Genomic DNA, 21820 nt, shown 5'->3' with positions numbered 1-21820 from the left:
AGTCGTCCTCTCAGGCGTAAATGTCGGTCCAGAGCTCTTCGACGGAAGGCTCGGGGCTTTCTTTCGAGAATTCGGCGGCCTGGTTCACGATCTCCTTGATCTCTTTGTCGATCGCCTTCAGGTCATCCTCGGTCGCATGTTTGCCGGACAGCAACAGCTCGCGTACATGTTCGATTGGATCGCTTTGCTCGCGGACCTTCTGAACCTCTTCTCGGGTGCGGTACTTGGCCGGGTCGGACATCGAGTGACCGCGATAGCGGTAAGTCTTGATTTCCAGGATGTAAGGGCCTTTGCCCGCGCGGCAGTGCGCGACGGCTTTCTCACCGGCTTCCTTGACGGCCAGCACGTCCATGCCATTGACGATCTCACCGGGGATGCCGAAGGCTTCGCCCCGGTGGTAGATGTCCTTGGTCGAGGTCGATCGCGCCTGAGCGGTGCCCATGGCGTATTGGTTATTCTCGATCACGAAAACAACAGGCAGGGCCCAAAGAGCCGCCATGTTGAACGTCTCATAGACCTGGCCCTGGTTCGCCGCACCATCACCGAAATAGGTGAAGGTCACGCGACCGTTTTCCTTGTACTTGTCAGCGAATGCCAACCCCGCGCCCAGCGGAACCTGCGCGCCGACGATGCCGTGACCGCCATAGAAGTGCTTCTCTTTCGAGAACATGTGCATCGAGCCGCCCTTACCTTTGGACAGGCCACCGATGCGCCCGGTCAGTTCGGCCATCACGCCGCCCGGGTCCATGCCGCAAGCCAGCATGTGACCGTGGTCGCGATAGGAGGTAATTCGCTTGTCACCTTCTTCGGCCGCAGCCTCGAGGCCGACAACAACCGCTTCCTGACCGATGTAAAGGTGGCAGAAACCGCCAATCAAGCCCATGCCGTACAACTGACCGGCCTTTTCCTCGAATCGGCGGATCAGCAGCATCTCACGGTAATATTCGGTAAGTTCTTCCGCAGAAACATTTGGTTTCTTTGTGGTTTTTCGCGCAGCCATTGTGGCGATCTCCCCCTCTCGGCAAGATAGTTTAGCGTTAAACTATCTCATAAAGCATTTGGCGCTTTCTGGCGAGTGGAAATGTGACGCAGCGTTTCGCCGCGCAGATTTTAGCGTGATTCTGAGTGTTTGCCGGTTGTGAAGGTCTTGGGGAGGGGATCAGCGAATGACGATTTCATCCGATCGGATCATACCAAGCACAGAACGCGCCTGCTGATCCAACAGGTCGAGGTCCAGATAGGTGTCCGACAGGCGGCGCGTCAGGTTTTCCATCTCTGAGATCTCAGCCTCAAGCTTGGCCAAGTCGCGCGACAGGGCGTCCCGTTCCGCTGCGATCTCGACCCGCCGGAACAGGCCATAGTCGCCCTGCACAGCGGCGAAGGTGAAATAAACACCAAGCATGAAAGCCACCATGAAGAATACAACTGCGCCCAAACCGGGCCGATGGGAACGGGACACTCTGTTTACCGCCGTATGAAGTCTGCCTCAATAACGTGCCCTTTTCGAGCATCTGTCAGCACTATGTCACAGGTGATTCGGCTTGTGAATCCCTCGATTCGCACTTTTTGCAATTCGACGAAGAAATGTGATCTTCTGCGGGTTGTGACGGCGCAAGCAACGCATCACCGCCAAGCGGCCAGTTCCTGATTTCGTTTCAGGGTCTGTTCTTCCATGCAGGCCCAGTAGAACATCTGCGCTGCACTGCCATCGCTTTTTAGTTCGGGGTCACAGGTTGCATCCCTGCGTTTTAACCAGGCGCGCTGTTCGTTCAACAAAGCCTGACCGCTACCGCGCGTATCCGCCGCCGGTTTGATCTCTTTCCAGAGGCGGTTCAGCTCTTTATCTGCGGTTTCCATTTCTCCTTGGCGCAGAAAGTGGCCTCGATCTGAGTTTGACCAGCGCAATGGGATTGCGCGTCAGAGGCAGTGGGCAGAAGGATGACAGCAAGGACGGCAACGGCTTTCATGGCTCATCTCCCGGTTTGCGGAAGAATACCATGAATGCAGATTGCCAGCCAGAATGGGGTTATTGATCCAGTGCGGCGACACCGGGCAGCGTTTTGCCTTCCATCCACTCGAGGAATGCGCCACCAGCCGTCGAGATGTATGAGAAGTCCTTTGCAGCGCCGGATGCATTAAGCGCGGCCACCGTATCACCGCCACCGGCGACAGAGACCAGTTGCCCGGACCGTGTCAGTTCCGCAGCTTTCAGCGCTGCTGCGTTGGTGGCGGCGTCAAACGGTTCGATCTCGAACGCGCCTAGCGGGCCGTTCCAGATCAACGTCTGGCTTTTGTCAAAAATCTCGGTGATGGCCGCAACGGTTTCAGGGCCGGCGTCCAGGATCATGCTGTCATCCGGGCACTGATCGGCTGGCAAAGTCTGGTTGGGCGCGTGGGCTTCGAACTTCTCGGCGACGACGACATCGCGGGGGAGAACGATTTGGCAACCAGTTGTTTCAGCTTTGGCCATGATCTCAGCGGCTGTGTCTTTCATTGCCGTTTCCGCCAGCGATTTGCCGACGTTCACGCCCTGCGCGACGAGGAAGGTGTTCGCCATCCCACCGCCGATGATCAGGTAATCTACCTTTTCGATCAGGTTGCCCAGCAGATCCAGTTTGGTCGAGACTTTGGCTCCACCCACAACGGCTGTCACGGGGCGTTTCGGCGAGCCAAGTGCGGCTTCCAGCGCGCTCAACTCTTGCTGCATCAGACGGCCCGCACAGGCGGGCAGCAGGCGCGCCAGAGCCTCGGTCGAGCTGTGTGCGCGGTGTGCGGCCGAAAATGCGTCGTTGCAATATACGTCACCCATCTTAGCCATGCCCGCAGCCAGTTCAGGGCTGTTCTTGGTCTCAGCAGCGTGAAAGCGGGTGTTCTCCAGCAAAAGCACTTCACCAGCGCCCAGGTTCGCCGCCGCGGTTTCCGCCTCGATCCCAACACAGTCATCGCCGAAACGCACCTTGGTGCCAAAGGCGGTTTCCAGCGTCGGAACAAGCTGTTTCAGCGACAGGTTCTGGCGGCGTTCACCGCCCGGGCGTCCGAAATGGGCCAACAGGATGGGTTTGCCGCCAGCCGCCAGAATGTCCTTCACGGTTGGTACGATGCGCTCGATGCGCGTGGCGTCTGTGACCACCCCGTCGACCACCGGCACGTTGATATCCACGCGCACCAGCACGCGTTTGCCGTTCAGGTCCATGTCGTCCAGTGTTTTCCAGCCCATCGCGCAATCCTCGACAAAAGTGAAATCCATTTAGGCGGTTCTTTTCCTGCATTTTGCCCTCAGGTCAATGCGTCACTTGGCATTCCCGCGTCCGGCGCATAGGTATTTGCGCAAGATAAAACGACAGGAGGGCCTCATGGCCGAGATCAAGGATCCCGAAAACACAATCATCGTCGAGCTTAAAGACGGCAACGTCGTCATCGAACTGCTGCCGGACGTGGCACCGCAGCACAGCGCGCGGATGAAGGAACTGGCACGGGCTGGCGAATATGACAACGTGGCTTTCCACCGTGTGATCGACGGCTTCATGGCACAGACCGGCGATGTGCAGCACGGCGATATGGAAGACGGGTTCAACCTGCGTATGGCGGGCACCGGTGGTTCGTCTCTTCCGAACGTTCCGGCGGAATTCTCGAAACTGCCGCATGACCGCGGCACGCTGGGTGCTGCCCGTTCGCAGAACCCGGACTCGGCCAACTCGCAGTTCTTCATCAACTTCAAGGACAACCACTTCCTGAACGGTCAGTACACTGTTTACGGCCGCGTCATCGACGGGATGGAACATGTGGACGCCATTGTACGTGGCGAGCCGCCGATGAGCCCTGATCGCATGATCAGCGTCAAGGTAGCAGCCGATGTATAAACTGGCCGCTGCATTTGCCCTTCTGGCCAGCCCTGCGCTGGCCACGGGCCTGGAGATCGAGATTGAAGGTGAAGGGGCCAACGGCACTGTCACCATCGATCTGTTCGATGACCTGGCCCCTAAGCATGTCGAGCAAATCTCGGCTCTGGCCAACGAAGGCAAGTATGATGGCGTGGTGTTCCACCGCGTTATCGATGGCTTCATGGCGCAGACTGGTGATGTCGAGCATGGCCGTTTGGGTGGCGACATGCGCCGCGCCGGCACCGGTGGTTCGGACCGTCCCGACCTGCCTGCCGAGTTCTCGGACTATGAATATGACCGGGGCGTGGTTGGCATGGCCCGTTCGCAGGATCCGAACAGCGCCAACTCGCAGTTCTTCATCATGTTTGAGCCCGGCCCGTTCCTGAACGGCCAATATACAGTTGTTGGTCAGGTGACCGACGGAATGGATGTGGTCGACGCGATCAAACGAGGAGAGGGTCAGAATGGCGCCGTGATCGGCCAACCGGACGTGATGAAAAAAGTCACTGTGACCGAATAATGATTAGACCCGGCACTGACATAGGCGCCGGGTTTTTCCTTATTGGTCGATAAAGTCCCTTATCGCCTGTGTGTATGCGTCCGGCGCCTGGAACGACGCAAAATGGCTGACGTCTTTCATAATCAGAAGATCAGCATCGGGGATTGCCTCAGCAATTACCTCAGAGTGTTCGGTGAGGATCGCTTCATCATGTTCGCTCTGCACGACAAGGGTAGGAACCGTTAATGAGTTCAGCCCTTCAAGCCCGCCGGGCTTTTCTGTGGCCCACATGGCCGCGACACCGCCCAGAAACGCGTCGAACCCGTCCGGAGTGGGGGACATGGCAGCATAATCTTCGGCCATCATACCGACGTAAGCACCGAAGAGCTCGTTGGTTTCCACCGATGGATCGATGCCATCAAGGGTGACGTTTCCCGCATGCGCAAAATGGCTGGCCAAACGTTCGGGCGCCGTAGACGAAATCGTGTAGCCAATATTAGCTCCGTCCGACCACCCGACCAGATGCACCTGATCTACGCCTAGGTGATCCAGCAACGCCAAATAATCCTGCGCCAGAAGGTCGTAAGAATAGGTGCTGCCGTCATTAGTGGATCGGCCATGTCCGCGTGTATCCGCGACGATCACGCTATGGTCAGTGGAAAGGTCAGCCACTTGCGCCGCCCAGATATCACCATGTGCCAGACCGCCGTGGATCAGAAGCACAGGAGTGCCCCCCGATGCGCCATAGGTGGCGTAATACATGTCGATACCATTGACGCTGGCGGTGCCGCCGGTCACCGCTTCGGGCATCGAAGGTGGTTCGGGAATTGTCAACCAGACGTCCTGCGCCAACGCTGCCGTTGAGGTCAGAATGACCGCAATTGCCGTAATAAATCGAAACATGAGCATCTCTCTGCTTGGGGCCATACGCCACGTGGGCGGCGCGGTTCTGCCGGAGATGATAGCTGAGGAAGGTGAGCCGCGGGGGAAAATCCCCCGCCGCCTTTTTTAGTCGTCGCCCATTGCTTTCCAAATCAGGGCACCGATAGCCCCACCGATCAAAGGCGCGACCCAGAACAGCCAGAGCTGTGCCAGCGCCGGCCCATCTGCAAACAGGGCCACACCAGTTGACCGAGCCGGGTTGACGGATGTGTTTGTCACCGGGATCGAAATCAGGTGGATCAGTGTCAGGCCAAGACCGATGGCGATCGGCCCAAAGCCCGCCGGTGCGCCCGCAGACGTCGCGCCCAGAATGATGATGATGAAGAAGGCGGTCATCACGATCTCGATCACTAGGGCCGACGTCAGTGAGTACCCTTCGGGCGAAGCCTCTCCGTACCCGTTTGACGCAAAACTGCCGGCGCCTTCGAACCCCGGCGCGCCACTGACAATCAGGTAAAGGACGGCTGCGGCTGCAATTGCTCCAATAACCTGCGCGATCCAATAGGGCAGCAAATCCTTGGCTGGGAACCTTCCGCCAATCATCAACCCAAGGCTGACCGCCGGGTTGAAATGCCCGCCCGAGATATGCCCAACCGCATAAGCCATTGTCAGAACGGTCAAGCCAAAGGCGAAGGCAACGCCCAACCATCCGATGCCCACATCGGCCACGCCAGCCGCCAGAACGGCGCTACCGCAACCGCCCAGCACCAACCAGAACGTGCCGAAGAACTCGGCCATGAGTTTTGATGACATGAAAAATCCTCCAGAAAACACTGATTTAAGGTTAATTCAATAAACACAATTTTTGAAATACTTGAAAATGAGGGACGTTTTTTCTGTTTAAGTATTTCTTTTGGGTAACTACCTCAGTGGTTGATTTGTTCCCCGGTGGATTGGGTTTTGACTCGATCCCCTTCAATACTCGCCCTTCTCTATGCCGACTGATTTCGAGAGGAACGCTGTCGGATTTGCGTCACTCTTCTGAAAAAAAAACAGCGCTTGGCGCCGCGCTTTTCATGAGATGGAGTGAGTTTGAAGGAATTTTTTGAGCTAGATTAGAATAAAGAATGCCAAAACAGTTTCAACTTACGCGTTGCGCGCCTCTCTGCGCTGTTCTGAGTCTTGCTGCGCCGATCCCGGCCTATGCTCAGCAACAGGCAGAAAGCGCGGGCTTGGATTTCTTCCTTGGGGCGGCGTTCCGCAATATCTTAACATTCCCGCAGTCTGAGGTCTCAACCGAAGAAGTACGTGGGCAAATTGCTTTGAACTTTTTCGCGCTGATGTCTAATGCGGATATCGTGCTGTCTCATGCGGATTCCGTTGACTATTTGCGAGTGGTCTCAAACAAATATTCGTTTTCAGTTACCAAAGAACCGGCGCGGTATGACCCGGATCGTGACGGCGTCGTCACGCAATCTGAGCTTGAGGTCTTCTGGTCCAAAGACGCCTGGAAATCAGCCGCTCATGAATACAAGCAAGGTGCAACGTTCGAAGCGGCGACGGAACGGTTTAAGGATAAACTTGGACAACAAACGGCTTTTATCCGGGATCTCATGGGGGGCCGGCGACCGGAGAAATCGTAGTTGATGACCCGCAAGGCGGATATACCGGGGCAGAGGAAACGGCTCAGCCGAAACCGGTACCGTATCTGGAGGAGTTTGACACAGACGGGGATGCAGTTTTGACTTTTGCGGAGTTCACCGAACCGCTTTGGGCGGCAGCCAGCGCCGCGGATTCAGATGGGGACGGCCTGTATTCAGACGATGAAATCAATCTGGTGCGCGAACGCTTTATTCTTGCCAATAGAGCACTGGATGGGAACGGGGTCCGCTCCGTCTCGAGCTGGAAAAAGCGATGAGGGTACCACCGATTTCTTCAGGTGACACGTTCATCCTGTCAGAGAGTCCTGAATCTGGCGCATTAATTCCAACTGACGGGGTCCAGACGGAACAGTTTGGACAGTTGTTCGTACACATCCGGCGCCTCGGCCTTTAGCGCTCGGGGCTTCTCAAAGAAAACTTCGACCGAGACGGCAAAGAACTCTTCATGTCCCGTCGCACCGTAAGCATCAATGACGGTGTGCCGCCCGCTTTCTACCGCGCGGACAAGGTCGTCATAGGCGGTCAGAAAGACGCGTTCCCACTCGGCAAAGCTTTGGCCGTCGCTCAGGATGGGAACGCCGTTGGTGCCGCCGGACAGATCGTCGATCTGATGGGCGAATTCATGCAGAACAACATTCTGCCCGTCATGGTCGTTCAAGGCACCCAGCTTGCTGTGTGTCCAGGACAGGATGACAGGCCCGCGGTCCCAGCTTTCGCCGGTTCGCACGATTTCCTTTTCGCTGACCACGTACCCTTCCTGTCGGCGCTGCCGCGACTTGAAGGCGTTCGGGTAGATCAGGATGGTCGTGAGATTGTCATACCAGAGGTCGCTGTTGACGATCAGCAGGCAAGCCTGTGTGGCGATGGCCAGTTCCATCTCTTCAGTGACCTCGAGCCCGTCGCAGCCATAGAAGCGCACCTGATCCAGAAACAGGTTCACTTTGCCATCCAGCTTGACGCTCAGGTCCAGAGGTAGGCGACGGATAAGCGGCACCTGCTGTTCGATGATCATGCGTTGATGGTCCGTAAGCCGGGTTGACAGAAGCTGCTGCCGCGCCTGGGATTTGGACCATTGGCGATACAGAAAGAATCCGGCGATAAGCGCAAGCGCAATAAAGAAAAACAGCATGGGGATCACTATAGGGACCCTCCCGCCGGTTGGAACCGGAAAACCCAATCCTCCTCTACTAATGAAAAACGCCGCGGGTCACCCCGCGGCGTTCAGAACTTTAGCTGGGTGTCAGCGTTACTGCTTGACCTCGGCTGCCGGGTTCGCGCCCGACTTGCCGCTGCGGCCCGGGTTCAGGGGGTCGTCCTGACGCTGAACCGAACCTTCGAAATGCGCGCCGCTTTCGATCGCGATGGTCTTGTGGATGATGTCGCCTTCGACGCGTGCGGTCGAGGTCAGACGGACTTTCAGACCACGTACGCGGCCAACGATACGGCCGTTGATCACGACGTCATCGGCGGTGACTTCGCCCTTGATGGTAGCGGTTTCGCCAATAGTCAGCAGATGTGCACGGATGTCGCCTTCGACTGTGCCTTCAACCTGGATGTCGCCCGATGTCTTCAGGTTGCCCGTGATGTGCAGGTCCGAGGACAGAACCGATGCCGGTGGCTTGGGCTTGGGCGCGGTGCTGGCCTTGTTTTCTGCCGGTGCAGGGGTCGCCGGAGTCGCCGGTGCAGCGGGTTTTGCCGCCTCGGGGGCAGTGGACGCGGGCTCGTTGATTTTGCTCTTAGAAAACATTTCTCGCAGCCTTGATGTAAGTCATTGGGTTAACAGGTTTTCCGTTCACGCGAACTTCATAGTGCAAATGCGTGCCGGTCGACCGTCCGGTGCTACCCATATCAGCAATATGATCCCCGCGCGAGACCCTTTGACCAACCGTCACACGTATCTTCGTGTTATGGGCATAAAGTGTCTCAATTCCGAAAGCATGCTTGATTTTTACCAGCCGTCCGAATCCGGACTGCCAGCCGGCGTGGCTGACCACGCCGTCGGCGGTGGCAAAAATGTCGGTGCCGTGGGCACCGGCGAAATCAGCGCCGTTGTGCATGCGGCGACCACCGGTCTTGGGGTCGCGGCGAGTCCCGTAACCGCTCGTGAAACGTACGACGGCGTTGACGGGGCTTGCAAACGGCGCTTTCTCGGCTGCGATGCGATACAGATTCAGCTGATCCATTTGCTGCAGCAGAGTATTCGCGCGGATCTCGTCGGGGGTCAGTTCCTCACCGCGCGTGCTAAAAGAGATAGGGGTTAGGGGGCCGCCCATGCCGCTGTAACCGCGGCGGACTTCTTCGATGATGCGGTCGGTGGGCATACCGGCCTGACGGAACATCTTGTCCAGCGGTTCGACCGAGATCACCATAGCTTCTTCAAGCTGGCGGAAGATCTCGTCGCTTCGTTCCTGCATCAGCTGGATTTCCAGCTCAAGATCGTCACGCTGTTCTAGCGCGTCCTTGGCATTTGCCGCGATCTGGTCCCGTTCCTCAGCGGTACGGGACAAGGCCTCGGTCATGAAGTTCATCTGTTCGGGGTTGGCAACGGCGGCCATGTAGATGTCGCCTTCGCCGGCTTCCTGCTGCAGCTTGGCCACCTCAGTGCGGGCTTCTTCGCGCTGTTTCATTGTGGCGCGCAGGGTCGTCTGGATGACCTCGATGCCGGTCTCAAGCTCACGGCGACGGTTTTCCGAGGCCAGCAATTCCGACTGCATGGCCGAGATCTGATCCAGTGCCGCATTGAACCGGTCCTGCGCGGCAAGGGCCTCTTGCGCGCGCGCATCGCGTTCGGCGGACATGATGTTCAGGCGTTCCTGATAAGTCGCCTGATCGCGCTTTGCCTGTTCCCGGAAGTTGCCAGACCCGATGCTGTCCATCAAAAGGATCGCCGTTGCAACAGCCGTCCAGGCGACAAACAGCCCGACACCGGCAACAGCAACAATCTGCGTTTCCGAGCTGAGCCGGATGAATCGCGTATCGTTGTCCGATTTCAGAAATACACGGCGTTCAGGAAAATGCCGCTCGAGCAGTGAGTGTAGTTTGATTGCCAGACGTGTTCTCACGCGTCTTACCTCTCCATCCCCAAAGATCGGGCCGGTCGTGAGTGATAGCCGCCCCTTGGGCGAAGTGCATAGATGGAGAGGGGGCTTTGGGCAAGTTTGTTAACCAGCCGACCCTGCGTTAGTGGATTTTACCGCCAATTCTAGGCGGGAAATTGCCGATTACGTCAACTTGCGCAGGACTATTGCGCTTGTCCGGGCGGAGGCAGATTTTCGGTAAGAGGCCAATAGAAATCCGGCGGCAGCCCGGCTTCGGCGCGCTTTTCCTCATTGAAGGGGGGCTTGAGCACGCCGTGGAAGTAGCGTCGCACCAGTTCGTGAAACACGTCTTTGGGATCGGCGTTTTCGCGCCCGCACAAAAAATGGAACCATTTTGACCCATAGGCCACATGGCCGACTTCTTCGGCATAAATGACTTCAAGCGCGGCAATCGCCTGTTCCGCTTTGGCCTTGCGGAAGATGTCGATCATGCCGGGTGTCACGTCCAGACCGCGCGCCTCAAGCACCATCGGGACAACGGCCAGTCGGCCCATCAAGTCCTCAGCCGTGTCCTCGGCTGCGCGCCACATTCCGGCATGCGCTGGCAGTGCGCCGTAGTGACTGCCCATCTGTTGCAGACAATCGCAGACCATCTCGAAATGGCGCGATTCCTCTTTGGCACATTTAACCCAGTCGTCGTAGAAACCGATCGGCATGGGCACGTGGCCAAAACGCGCGATGATGTCCCAATGCAGGTCCACAGCGTTCAGTTCGATATGCGCAACTGCGTGAAGCAGGGCGATGCGGCCTGCCTCGGTCCCCGGACGGCGCTTTGGGACGTCGCGAGGTGACAGCAGTTCCGGCTTGTCCGGGCGCGCCGGGTTCAGGGGCGGTGCTGCTGTTCCGACCTCAATCGCAGGCGCGTCGCCTTTTCGCGATGCGAACCACTCGGCGGCGTACCGCTTGGACAGGGTGGTCTTCTCGCGGCCATCCGCCGTTGTCAGGACCTCGGTCGCCATCTGAGTCAGTGTTTTGGACACCGTGTTGTCTCCGCTGATCTGGGTTGGCGGCTCATAAACCGGATGGCGACCGTGGTCGAGAGCGTTACAGGGCGCGCACGGCCTCAAGCACCTCATCCACATGGCCGGGGACTTTGACCTTGCGCCAGACCTTGGCGATCTTGCCTTCGGCGTCGATCAGGAAGGTCGAGCGCTGAATGCCCATCGATTTCTTGCCGTACATGTTCTTTTCAACCCAGACGCCGTAATCCTCGCAGACAGTCGATCCTTCGTCTGACAGCAGCGGCGTGGTCAGGTTGTGTTTGGCGACAAATTTGTCGTGCTTGGCGACGCTGTCCCGCGAGATGCCGAAAACTTGAGCGCCCGCATTGGCAAACTCCTGAAGTTGTTCCGAGAAACCGATGGATTCCTTGGTGCAGCCCGGCGTATCATCGCGGGGATAGAAAAACAGCACGACGGTGCCGCCGCGCAGGTCCGAAAGGGTCACCTCGCCGCCTCCGTCGCGGGGTAATGTGAAATCAGGGGCGATGTCTGTAACGTCGGGCATTGGAAACTCCGCTAAAGGTTTTTAAGTGCTGCCCGGCATAATAGGGCGACGCGAGCGGGTTGAAAGACGTGGATAAAAATTTGGTTCAGCACGAAAACACAAGTGCCGACCGGCCACAAAAGCCTGTGCGCCGGCGGTCGCGCCGCCGTATCGCCGCGCGCTGGGCCATCGTAGCCACTTTGTTTTTGTGTCTTCTGGCCGGTGCAGGTTGGTTTTTTCTGATCGGCAAGCAGTTGCATGCGCCCGAATGGGTGCGGGAAAGAGTCGAAGCACGCCTTGAGCAGAGCCTTGGGGGCCTGAAGTTCACGTTTGGGGACGCCAGTTTTATCGTCAACGAGAATTGGCGCCCGCGAATCCGGCTGACGGACGTGACGATCAGCGATGCCGCTGGTCGACAGATCGCTCAGGTATCCGAGCTGAGGACCCGGTTGTCGATGCGCGGCCTGTTGCGCGGCCAGATTCGGCCCCGGCGGATTGTTTTACTTGGCGCGCAAATTGCACTGACCAGAGGAGAGGACGGTGCGCTGTCGCTGACCGTGGGGTCGGGAAGCACTCCGGTTCAAAAGGCGCCGACGCTGGCCCAGCTTATCGAGGAATCCGACGATGTGTTCCTGTCGCCAATCCTGTCGGGGTTGCGGTCCGTCGAACTGGAGTCCCTGACACTGGATTATCAGGACCTGCGGCTGGGGCGGGCCTGGGTGTTTGACGGCGGGCACATCTCGATCACTCGAGAGGATTATGAAATGCGTCTCGCAACCGGGTTCTCGGTTCTGACCGGGCGCGACTATGCCAGCACGATTGAGGCAAACTATACCAGCGTGCTTGGTACCCCTCAGGCCACGTTTGGCGTTTCGATCACTGATTTGCCATCCGAGGATATCGCGGGTCAAAGTCTGGCGCTGTCCTGGCTGCAGGTGCTCAATGCGCCGATTTCAGGCGCGCTGCGGGGCAGTGTCGATGGTCAGGCCGCGCTGGGTCCGCTTTTTGCGACGCTGAACCTGGGTGAGGGCGTGGTGCAACCCACTCCGGAAACGCGGCCCATTCGCTTTGACTCGGCTAGGGCCTATTTCACCTATGATCCTGCGCGGCAGGTTCTGGACTTTAATGAGGCGTCGGTCGTCTCTGACCTTGGCGCGGTACAGGCTGAGGGCAAAGCGTTTCTGAATGGAATTGAGAATGGTGTTCTGGAAAGCCTGACAGCTCAACTGACGCTTAATAGTATCGATATCTATCCGGGCGGCCTGTTCCCGGAATCGCTTGAAACGGCGCGGGCGGATCTGGATTTCCAGATGAAGCTTGCGCCGTTTGAGGTGCGGCTGGGGCAGATGACCATCAAGGACGCCCATCATGAACTTCACGCCACGGGCAAGCTGATCGGCCAGCCCGACGGTTGGGTGGCGGAACTGGATGCACAACTGGACAAAATGGGGTCTGAAAACCTGCTGAGGTATTGGCCCGAGCAGCTGGCACCGAACCCGAGGAAATGGGTGGCCGAAAACCTGTTCAAAGGCCAGTTTTCGGATGTCGAATTCGCGCTCCGGGTAAGACCCGGTAGCAAGCCGGATGTCTATCTTGGTCTCGGGTTCGAGCAGGCCGAGATCAGATTTGCCAAAACCCTGCCACCGATTGAAAACACGCAGGGGCGTCTGAGCCTGCTGAAAGACCGTTTCACCGTCACTGCGGAACGCGGCGTCGTAATTGCCGATCAAGGTGGTCAGGTGGATGCGTCCGGAACCTCGTTCATTATTCCCGACACGACCGCCAAGGGGGCAACGCCCGCAGTGGCCCGGATCAAGGCGCGCGGCAACGTGGAGGCGGCATTGTCATTGCTGGACCGGCCGCCTCTAAGTCTGATGACCAAGGCCAATTTGCCGGTTGATCTGGCGTCAGGTGAAGTAAGCCTTTCCGGCACCTTGTCTCTGCCTTTGAAAAAAGGCCTGAAATTCGAGGATACCGAGTTCCACTACACCGGCGATATCGATGATGTCCAAAGTGACAAGCTGGTTCCCGGTTATTCGGTCAGCGCGGATCAGCTCAACCTGTCCGGAAATCAAACCGAGGTGGAAATCGATGGCTATGGGCTGTTTGGGCAGGTTCCGATACAGGCGGCGTGGCGTCAGCCGATTGGCGGCACCGGGCCGCAACGTAGTGCGCTGACCGGTCAGATCGAGCTGTCACCGCTGTTGATGGCCGAACTGAAGGTGCCGTTGCCCTCGGGCATGCTGACCGGAAAGGGCAAGGCGGACATCACTGTGGGTATTGGTGCGGACGAACCAATCAAACTGACTGCGACGTCGAATCTGGCCGGTGTTGGTCTTGCAATCCCGGAGCTTGGTTGGCGAAAGGGGACAGGCGCGACAGGTACGATGTCCTTGGACGCGACGCTGGGCAAGCAGCCAAGAGTAGATAACCTTACGCTGAACGTTGCCGGTCTGCGCAGCACGGCGACAATCTCGTTCAAAGACGGCGGCCAGTTCGACCGGATGCGGTTCAGCTCATTCGAACTGGGCAGCTGGCTCGCGGTTCCGGCAGAACTGATCAACACCGGTGGCCCTGTTCCCAATATTGTCGTGCAGGGCGGTGTGATGAATCTGGGTCGCGCAACCTTCGGGTCAGGGGGTGGCGGAGGTGGCGCGTCTGGCCCTGGTCCAAGGATCGATGTCCTGCTGGATCGGCTTCAAGTGACCGAAGATGTGTCTCTCACCGGGTTCAGAGGTGTTTTCCAAACCACCGGGGGCGTCAACGGAACGTTCTCGGCGAAGGTGAATGGTGGTGCTTCGGTCAGCGGTCAGGTGTCACCGCGCGGCGGGCGCAGCGCGGTCGACATAAAGTCGAATGATGCGGGTGCCGTATTGCGGTCGGCCGGCGTGATCACGCAGGCTCGTGGTGGAGGGCTGGATATGCAGCTCGAGCCGGTGAACGCGCCGGGAAACTACGACGTGATACTGAAAATCGTGAACACTCGCATTACCGATGCCCCCGCGATGGCCGCACTGCTTGATGCCATCAGCGTAGTTGGTTTGCTGGATGAATTGACCGGGCAGGGGATCTTTTTCTCGGCGATCGAAAGCCGTATGCGGATCACGCCGACCGAAATCAAGGTTCTCAGCGGCAGCGCCGTCGGTCCGTCCATGGGGCTGTCCTTCGACGGAACGATAGATACGGTCGCAGGGATGCTGAACTTGCGCGGTGCGATCTCTCCGATCTACTTGGTGAATGCGATCGGGAGTGTTTTCACCCGAAAGGGTGAAGGTGTCATCGGCTTTAACTACAGCCTGACTGGGCCGCTGACAAAGCCGAAGGTGTCAGTAAACCCGCTTTCGGGACTTGCGCCACTGTTCCTGCGAAACCTGATGCGTGCGCCGGCGCCAACGGTGTCGGACGGACCAAACGCGCAGCCGACAAAACCGGATGAGCCGAAAAAGACCTTTGGCTCTCCCCCCAAAGACCATTGAATGGGCTGTTGCTGAATCCGGTACGGCCTTGTATGGCGCGGCCATGAAACTCAGCGACTTTGATTTCCATCTGCCCGAAGACCTGATCGCCACACGCCCCGCCAGCCCGCGCTCGTCCGCGCGCCTACTGGTGGCCGAGGGCGAGGGGATCTCGGATGCGCATGTGTTTGATTTGCCCGACTGGCTGCGGCCCGGCGACCGTCTGGTGCTGAACGACACGCGCGTCATCCCTGCACGCCTGAACGGTCGGCGTCACCGGGACAGCGCGCAGGGTCCGGTTTCTGCGGCCATCGAGGCGACATTGCTGGACCCGCAAGCCGACGGCACATGGGCAGCGCTGATTAAGCCGCTGAAAAAGGTGAAGTTGGGTGAGGACATTCAGTTTTCGGATCAACTCAGCGCGTCGCTGGAACGCGTCGAAGATGGGCAGGCCTATTTGAAGTTCAATCTGTCCGGCGACGACTTTGACTCCGCCCTGGAACAGGCCGGGGCAATGCCTCTGCCGCCGTATATCGCGGCCAAACGTCCGGCAGACGAACAGGACAAAACGGATTATCAGACGATCTGGGCGCGGAACTCGGGTGCGGTTGCGGCACCGACGGCTTCTCTTCACTTTGATGAAACACTGATGCAGGCGCTGGGCGCGCACGGCGTCGAAATCAGCCACGTCACGCTACACGTGGGCGCCGGCACATTCTTACCGGTCAAGGTCGAGGACGTGACCACGCACAAAATGCACGCTGAATGGGGACGGGTCAGCGCCGCCGCCGTTCAGGAGATTCGCGCGACCAAAGCCGCCGGTGGACGGGTCATCCCCGTGGGCACTACAGCCCTGCGACTGATTGAAAGCGCGGCACGCTCCGGTGAGATCGAACCGTGGGAGGGGGACACCGATATCTTCATCTTCCCTGGCTTTCAGTTCCACGTGACCGATGCGCTGATGACCAATTTCCACCTGCCGAAATCTACCTTGCTGATGCTGGTCTCGGCCCTGATGGGGAAGGAGCGGATGCGTCAGGTCTATGCGCACGCCATTGAACAGAAATACCGGTTCTTCTCTTACGGGGATGCGTCGCTTTTGATCCCGTAAAGGCCGTGTTGTCGGGATCGAATCTTTCCAATGTCGTAGACAAGCATGATCAAAGCCGTTTTTGATTGCAGGACGGCGTCATAGTCTAGGTCGAAACTTTTCGGAGGCCCAAATGATTCAGGTCCTTTCCAGCGCGTGGGCGCTTTTGCTTGGTATGGGCCTGTTGATGGTCGGGAATGGCCTGCAAGGAACGGTTCTGGGTGTCCGTGGCGAGATCGAGGGTTTTTCGACGCTGCAAATGTCCTTTGTGATGTCGGCCTATTTTATGGGATTTTTGGGCGGATCGCGCCTTGCGCCAGAAATGATCCGGCGCGTCGGACATGTGCGGGTCTTTGCGGCGCTGGCATCATTCATTTCTGCCGTCATGATCCTCTACCCCCTGATGACGGACCCAATCGTATGGATTCTGGGTCGAGTCGTCATCGGCTTTTGCTTCTCCGGTGTTTATGTGACTGCGGAAAGCTGGCTGAATAACGCCGCCAGCAACGAAAACCGCGGTCAGGCGCTGTCACTTTACATGATCTTCCAGATGATGGGCATCATCAGCGCCCAAGGGCTGGTATTGTTAGGCGACCCAGCCGGTTTCGATACCTTTGTCATCGCATCCATTTTGGTTTCAGTGTCTTTTGCTCCAATCCTTTTGTCCATCTCGCCCACGCCAGCGTTCGACACCACGAAACCGATGACCCTGCGCGAGCTGTTCGGGTATTCGCCGCTGGGTTGCGTCGGCATGTTCCTTCTGGGGGGCGTTTTCTCGGCTCAGTTCGGCATGGCGTCGGTCTATGGTGCCCGTGCGGGCCTGACGCTGGTCGAGATTTCGACTTTCATTGCAGCTTTCTATGTCGGTGCTTTAGTGCTGCAATACCCGCTGGGCTGGATGTCGGACCGCATGGATCGCCGTTTCCTGATCATGCTGGTCGCCGGCGTCGGGACGTGCGCGGCCTTAGTGGGCATGGTATTCGGCGTGACATTCCCGCTACTGCTGGTGTCGGCCTTTGTGATCGGCGGAATGTCGAACCCGCTTTATTCCTTGCTGATCGCCCACGCGAACGACTTTCTGGATCATGAGGACATGGCTGCCGCCTCGGGCGGGCTGCTGTTTATCAATGGTCTGGGTGCGATCGCAGGCCCGCTGATTACCGGTTGGCTCATGGGCGACGCGGTGTTTGGCCCGCCCGGCTTTTTCCTGTTCATTGCGGCGCTGCTGGCCACGATGGCGGTGTACGCTCTGTACCGTACGACACAGCGTGCGGCGATCCCGGTCGACGAAACGGGAACCATGTCTCCGGTCTATCCAACAGCGTCACCGGTTGCAGTTGAAGTTGCGCAAGAAGTGGCCATCGAAGCCGCCGAAGCTGAGCAGGAGACGCAAGATGTTGCCTAAGACACAAGTTTATGTCGCAAGTGTTGCAATATTTTACTGTAACAACTCTGTAAAACGTTCTTAAATGACCCTACGTCCCTGGGGTGGGAAACACGACGGAGTTAAGGGCATGGCAAGTCCTGAAGAAGTATTGAGTTATTGGTTAGATGAAGTCGGTCCGAAGGGTTGGTATTTACAGGACGACGCATTGGACACAGAGATCCGCGAGAGGTTCTTGACCACTTGGGAGGCTGCAATTGAAGGCAGATTTTCCCTGTGGCTGACATACCCAAGTGGTGCTTTGGCGTACATCATCCTGATGGATCAGTTCCCACGCAACATGTTCCGCGGAAGCGCAAAGGCTTTTGCATCGGATCGTGCGGCATTGTCGGCGGCAAAATGTGCTGTGGACAAGGGTTGGGATCTCAAGATCGATGAACCGGCCCGGCAGTTCTTCTATCTGCCGATGATGCATTCGGAAAACCTGTGTGACCAGGAACGCTGTGTGCGCCTGATGTGTCAGAACATGACCAACAGCGACGACGGCAACCTGTTGCACGCACGTGCGCATCGCGAGGTGATCCGCAAATTCGGTCGGTTCCCGTATCGCAACGATGCATTGTCACGGCCGATGACCGAGCACGAGGCCGCCTATGTCGACATGGGTGGATATGGATCGACGGTACGCGAACTGCAGGCAGCCGGCTAAGACGCCGGCTCACAGCCTCGGATTGCAATGATCCGGTCGGCGATGACGTCGGCCGAGTTCTCTATGGCGATGTTTACCAATTGGTCCGGAGTTTCCGTAATATCTGCGATACGCGCCTGCGTCGCCTGTAGTTTTTCTTCCAGCCCGTCCAGTTTTGCCAAACTCTCTGAAATCTTTTGGGCGGTGGCGCTGTTGGCGACGGTTTCCCCAAGTTGAATGGAAGCCAGGTCGCTACGCAGAGCTGTCAGTTCGCCTCTGACCCCCTGAACTTCTTCTTTCAAAGGCGCAACGATCTGAACCTTTTCGGCGAATGTACCCGTGATGTCGTCGACTGTAGATGCCAATTTCCACCCCAAAAACAGGCACAGCGCGACCAGTATGAGTGTGGCGTTCAATAGAGCGAGCAACAGATCTTTGAGCGTTTTGCCCATGGTAAGCCTTTCGAATAACTTGGGTTTCGCAATGTCCGGGCAGGGCCGGTACCTATGTTCTAGCCATTCGACCACGCGCGGTATAGGCTGAATTCAGCGCAATCTGCGCTAGTTTACCCGGCGTCTCTTTTGTCGCGGGAGCAATATATTGATGCGTTCGAGAAATTAGTTTAATGGTAAACTAATTTCTGAATCGACCTGCGCCGAGAGGGAAACATGGCAGCACAATCTTTTGATCTGATCGTAATCGGCGCCGGTCCAGGCGGCTATGTGGCTGCAATTCGCGCAGCCCAACTGGGCCTGAAAACGGCCGTGGTCGAGCGTGAGCATCTGGGCGGCATCTGCCTGAACTGGGGATGTATCCCGACAAAGGCCCTGTTGCGTTCGTCCGAAGTGTTCCACTTGATGGAGCGCGCCAAGGATTTCGGGCTGAGTGCCGACAAAGTTGGCTACGATCTGAACGCGGTCGTAAAACGCTCGCGTGGTGTGGCGGCGCAACTTTCTGGGGGCATCGGCCACCTGTTAAAAAAGAACAAAGTGATTGTGGTTATGGGCGAGGCCACGATCCCTTCCAAGGGTAAGGTCACCGTCAAGACCGACAAGGGCACCGAGGAACTAACGGCCAAGAACATCGTTCTTGCCACAGGCGCGCGCGCGCGCGAACTGCCGGGGCTTGAGGCCGATGGCGATCTGGTCTGGACCTACAAGCACGCGCTGCAACCCCCTCGGATGCCCAAAAAGCTGCTGGTTATTGGGTCTGGTGCGATCGGCATCGAATTTGCCAGCTTTTACAACACATTGGGCGCAGACACGACGGTCGTCGAGGTGATGGATCGCGTATTGCCGGTTGAAGATGCTGAGATCAGTGCCTTGGCCAAGAAAGCCTTCACCAAGCAGGGCATGACCATCATGGAAAAGGCGATGGTCAAACAGTTGGACCGTGGCAAAGGCAAAGTCACCGCACATATCGAAGCGGGTGGCAAAGTTGAGAAGCACGATTTTGATACCGTGATTTCGGCCGTCGGAATTGTGGGGAATGTCGAAAACCTCGGTCTCGAAGCTCTGGGCGTCAAAATCGATCGTACCCATGTAGTGACAGATGAGTTCTGCCGCACCGGCGTTGACGGTTTGTACGCTATCGGCGACATCGCCGGCGCACCCTGGTTGGCACACAAGGCCAGCCACGAAGGAATTATGGTCGCTGAATTGATCGCGGGCAAGCACGCCCATCCGGTAAAACCTGAAAGCATCGCTGGCTGCACCTATTGCCAGCCGCAAGTTGCGTCGGTCGGCTATTCCGAGGCGAAGGCCAAGGAACTGGGCTACGACATCAAGGTCGGCCGGTTCCCTTTCATCGGCAATGGCAAAGCCATCGCATTGGGTGAGCCAGAGGGCCTGATCAAAACGGTCTTTGATGCAAAAACCGGCGAGTTGCTGGGCGCGCATATGATCGGCGCAGAGGTAACTGAATTGATTCAGGGTTATGTGGTCGGCCGGCAGCTGGAAACCACGGAAGAAGACCTGATGAACACAGTCTTCCCGCATCCGACTCTGTCAGAGATGATGCACGAAAGTGTGCTGGACGCCTACGGTCGTGTGATCCACATGTAAGGGAAGGGGGCTCTGCCCCCGCCGCCTTCGGCGACTCCCCCGAGGTATTTTCAGCCAGATCAAGCGAGGGATCCTTACTTCATCTGGCCTCAAATACCTCGGTGCGCGAGGCAGAGCCTCGCAAAGTGCTTTTACTTATTCAAAGCTTCCAGAATGCGCGCCCAAGAGCGGATGCCCTTGTGGAAGCTTTTGACATCATACTTTTCGTTCGGCGAGTGGATGGCGTCGTCGTCATTGGCGTAACCAACCAGCATGGAATCCAGCCCCAGAACGCTGTCGAAGTAGCCGACGACAGGGATCGAGCCGCCCATACCGGTGAAGACAGCCTCACGGTCCCATTCATCCGAGAGTGCGCCGCGTGCGGCTTCGAACTCTGGACGGTCCAGGTTCATGACCGACGCAGGGGCGCCTTCAAGATCGTTATCCCACACAACCTTCGCGTCAGGTGACAGGCGGTCTTCGACATGTTTGCGGATTTTGGTGCGCAGGGAGTCGGGGTCCATGTCGCCGACCAGACGGCAGGTGATCTTGCAATGGGCTTCGGACGGGATCACGGTTTTCGAGCCTGCGCCATTGTAACCGCCCCACAAACCGTTCACTTCCAGCGTCGGTCGCGCCCATTGCTGTTCCAGAGTGGAGTATCCCTTTTCGCCGTGCGGCTGGGAATATCCGACCGAATTCAGGTACTCAGCCTCGTTGAAGCCACAGTTTTCCCATTGGCGGAGCTGCTCTGCGGGCACTTCGTGTACGCCTTCGTAGAACCCTTCAACGGCCACGCGCCCAGTTTCGTCGTCATAGAAAGAGGCAACGATTTTGGACAATTCGCGCAACGGGTTCAGACCCGGGCCGCCATAGTGACCGGAGTGCAAGTCGATGCGAGGGCCGATGATGGTGAACTCATCCTTGAGCATACCGCGCAACTGAGATGCAATTGAGGGCACGCCGCGCGAAACCATCGAGGTATCGCAGACCAACGCCAGATCAGCCTTCAACTCGTCCTTGTTGGCTTCGAGGAAGGGAACCAGCGACGGCGAGCCGGATTCTTCTTCGCCTTCGAAGAAGAATGTGATGCGGCAGGGCAGGGTACCGTGGATCGCCTTCCATGCGCGGCAGGCCTCGACGAAGGTCATCAACTGGCCTTTGTCATCCGACGAACCTCGACCACGGATCACCTGTCCGTTTTCGGTGTCTTCCAGCGCCGGATCAAACGGGTCGCGGTTCCAAAGCTCCAGCGGATCGACGGGTTGGACATCGTAGTGACCGTAGAACAAGACATGGGGTCCGTCGCTACCTTCGCCCACATGACCTACAACCATGGGGTGGCCCGGAGTTTCGCGTTTTTCGGCTGCGATGCCAATGCTTTGCAGGTCAGCGACAAGCCAGTCCGCGGCTTGGTCGACCTGCTCTTTGTAAGCGGGGTCGGTCGAGATCGACGGGATGCGCAGAAATTCCATCAAACGGTCAATGGACGTGGGCAGATCGGAGTCGATCCTGCTCAGAACAGCGTCAAGCGACATGGGCTTCTCCTGATTGTATTGAACTGATGCGGAACCTATCAGCACCGGAGGCGCCGTCCAGTGCGTATCGGTGGGAATTGGCGTATACTATCGGAAACGGGATGTATGCTGTGGGGA

At 57.8% G+C, this 21820-nt stretch carries 22 protein-coding genes; 9 read left to right on the top strand and 13 right to left on the bottom strand.

The annotated features are described in order from the left end of the window. Positions 1-10 precede the first annotated feature (10 nt). From pdhA to ACR0J0_RS01585, 4 genes are all read right to left on the bottom strand, one after another. Entirely contained in the window at positions 11-1000 is a 990-nt protein-coding gene (pdhA, locus tag ACR0J0_RS01600; RefSeq protein WP_480660795.1) for a pyruvate dehydrogenase (acetyl-transferring) E1 component subunit alpha, read from the bottom strand. A gap of 159 nt (positions 1001-1159) precedes the next feature. Next, a complete protein-coding gene (locus ACR0J0_RS01595) occupies positions 1160-1459 on the bottom strand; it encodes an FtsB family cell division protein (protein ID WP_480660793.1) in 300 nt (99 codons plus the stop codon). Positions 1460-1623: 164 nt separating this feature from the next. After that, on the bottom strand, positions 1624-1857 hold the full coding sequence (locus ACR0J0_RS01590; protein ID WP_480660791.1) for a lysozyme inhibitor LprI family protein: 234 nt from the start codon (positions 1855-1857) through the stop codon (positions 1624-1626). Positions 1858-2026: 169 nt separating this feature from the next. Further along, the gene (locus tag ACR0J0_RS01585) at positions 2027-3217 is read right to left on the bottom strand and encodes a phosphoglycerate kinase (protein WP_480661206.1); all 1191 of its coding nucleotides are present in this window, start codon (positions 3215-3217) and stop codon (positions 2027-2029) included. A 136-nt stretch (positions 3218-3353) separates the two neighbouring features. On the opposite strand from ACR0J0_RS01585, the gene ACR0J0_RS01580 reads away from it, so the two are divergent. Next, on the top strand, positions 3354-3860 hold the full coding sequence (locus tag ACR0J0_RS01580) for a peptidylprolyl isomerase (protein WP_155151010.1): 507 nt from the start codon (positions 3354-3356) through the stop codon (positions 3858-3860). Further along, complete coding sequence (locus tag ACR0J0_RS01575; RefSeq protein ID WP_480660789.1) at positions 3853-4401, top strand: peptidylprolyl isomerase; 549 nt, start codon at positions 3853-3855, stop codon at positions 4399-4401. Before ACR0J0_RS01580 ends, ACR0J0_RS01575 begins: the two co-directional genes overlap by 8 nt. Positions 4402-4440: 39 nt before the next feature. Here ACR0J0_RS01575 and ACR0J0_RS01570 read toward each other — a convergent pair whose 3' ends face one another. Together ACR0J0_RS01570 and aqpZ are read right to left on the bottom strand one after the other, a co-directional pair. Continuing rightward, complete coding sequence (locus ACR0J0_RS01570) at positions 4441-5283, bottom strand: alpha/beta fold hydrolase (RefSeq protein WP_480660787.1); 843 nt, start codon at positions 5281-5283, stop codon at positions 4441-4443. A gap of 105 nt (positions 5284-5388) precedes the next feature. After that, entirely contained in the window at positions 5389-6075 is a 687-nt protein-coding gene (gene aqpZ / locus ACR0J0_RS01565) for an aquaporin Z (RefSeq protein WP_480660785.1), read from the bottom strand. 419 nt (positions 6076-6494) lie between these two features. Between aqpZ and ACR0J0_RS01560 the strand changes: the two genes are divergently transcribed. Together ACR0J0_RS01560 and ACR0J0_RS01555 are read left to right on the top strand one after the other, a co-directional pair. Then, positions 6495-6905 (top strand): hypothetical protein, encoded by a 411-nt coding sequence (locus tag ACR0J0_RS01560; protein ID WP_480660784.1) that lies wholly within the window; start codon positions 6495-6497, stop codon positions 6903-6905. A gap of 98 nt (positions 6906-7003) precedes the next feature. Further along, positions 7004-7180, top strand: a complete 177-nt coding sequence (locus ACR0J0_RS01555; RefSeq protein ID WP_480660782.1) for a hypothetical protein — start codon at positions 7004-7006, stop codon at positions 7178-7180. A gap of 62 nt (positions 7181-7242) precedes the next feature. On the opposite strand, the gene ACR0J0_RS01550 is transcribed toward ACR0J0_RS01555, so the two are convergent. The 5 genes from ACR0J0_RS01550 to ACR0J0_RS01530 form a co-directional block, all read right to left on the bottom strand. Continuing rightward, on the bottom strand, positions 7243-8052 hold the full coding sequence (locus ACR0J0_RS01550) for a M90 family metallopeptidase (protein ID WP_480660780.1): 810 nt from the start codon (positions 8050-8052) through the stop codon (positions 7243-7245). A gap of 117 nt (positions 8053-8169) precedes the next feature. Then, positions 8170-8670, bottom strand: a complete 501-nt coding sequence (locus ACR0J0_RS01545; RefSeq protein ID WP_480660778.1) for a bactofilin family protein — start codon at positions 8668-8670, stop codon at positions 8170-8172. After that, positions 8660-9985, bottom strand: a complete 1326-nt coding sequence (locus tag ACR0J0_RS01540) for a DUF5930 domain-containing protein (protein ID WP_480660776.1) — start codon at positions 9983-9985, stop codon at positions 8660-8662. The genes ACR0J0_RS01545 and ACR0J0_RS01540 overlap by 11 nt, the downstream gene beginning before the upstream one ends. A gap of 179 nt (positions 9986-10164) precedes the next feature. Beyond that, positions 10165-10980, bottom strand: coding sequence for a ferritin-like domain-containing protein (locus tag ACR0J0_RS01535; RefSeq protein WP_480661205.1), 816 nt, complete (start codon positions 10978-10980; stop codon positions 10165-10167). 85 nt (positions 10981-11065) lie between these two features. Then, complete coding sequence (locus tag ACR0J0_RS01530; protein ID WP_480660773.1) at positions 11066-11527, bottom strand: peroxiredoxin; 462 nt, start codon at positions 11525-11527, stop codon at positions 11066-11068. 68 nt (positions 11528-11595) lie between these two features. On the opposite strand from ACR0J0_RS01530, the gene ACR0J0_RS01525 reads away from it, so the two are divergent. The 4 genes from ACR0J0_RS01525 (at position 11596) to ACR0J0_RS01510 (ending at position 18144) form a co-directional block, all read left to right on the top strand. Continuing rightward, on the top strand, positions 11596-14982 hold the full coding sequence (locus ACR0J0_RS01525) for a YhdP family protein (protein WP_480660771.1): 3387 nt from the start codon (positions 11596-11598) through the stop codon (positions 14980-14982). A gap of 43 nt (positions 14983-15025) precedes the next feature. Continuing rightward, a complete protein-coding gene (gene queA / locus ACR0J0_RS01520; RefSeq protein WP_480661204.1) occupies positions 15026-16072 on the top strand; it encodes a tRNA preQ1(34) S-adenosylmethionine ribosyltransferase-isomerase QueA in 1047 nt (348 codons plus the stop codon). A 112-nt stretch (positions 16073-16184) separates the two neighbouring features. Beyond that, complete coding sequence (locus ACR0J0_RS01515; protein WP_480660769.1) at positions 16185-17456, top strand: MFS transporter; 1272 nt, start codon at positions 16185-16187, stop codon at positions 17454-17456. Positions 17457-17565: 109 nt separating this feature from the next. Then, positions 17566-18144 (top strand): DUF924 family protein, encoded by a 579-nt coding sequence (locus tag ACR0J0_RS01510; protein WP_480660767.1) that lies wholly within the window; start codon positions 17566-17568, stop codon positions 18142-18144. On the opposite strand, the gene ACR0J0_RS01505 is transcribed toward ACR0J0_RS01510, so the two are convergent. Continuing rightward, complete coding sequence (locus tag ACR0J0_RS01505; RefSeq protein ID WP_480660765.1) at positions 18141-18575, bottom strand: hypothetical protein; 435 nt, start codon at positions 18573-18575, stop codon at positions 18141-18143. The genes ACR0J0_RS01510 and ACR0J0_RS01505 overlap by 4 nt on opposite strands. 216 nt (positions 18576-18791) lie before the next feature. Between ACR0J0_RS01505 and lpdA the strand changes: the two genes are divergently transcribed. Beyond that, positions 18792-20186: a dihydrolipoyl dehydrogenase gene (gene lpdA / locus ACR0J0_RS01500; protein ID WP_480660763.1), complete on the top strand. Its 1395-nt coding sequence runs from the start codon at positions 18792-18794 to the stop codon at positions 20184-20186. Between the two features lie 131 nt (positions 20187-20317). Here lpdA and ACR0J0_RS01495 read toward each other — a convergent pair whose 3' ends face one another. Then, positions 20318-21703, bottom strand: coding sequence for a dipeptidase (locus ACR0J0_RS01495; RefSeq protein ID WP_480660761.1), 1386 nt, complete (start codon positions 21701-21703; stop codon positions 20318-20320). Positions 21704-21820 lie beyond the last annotated feature (117 nt).

It is taken from the genome of Ruegeria sp. BF12 (assembly GCF_056538705.1).
Note: the sequence above shows the minus strand (reverse complement) of the source record. Positions and strands in the feature narration are given on the sequence as shown.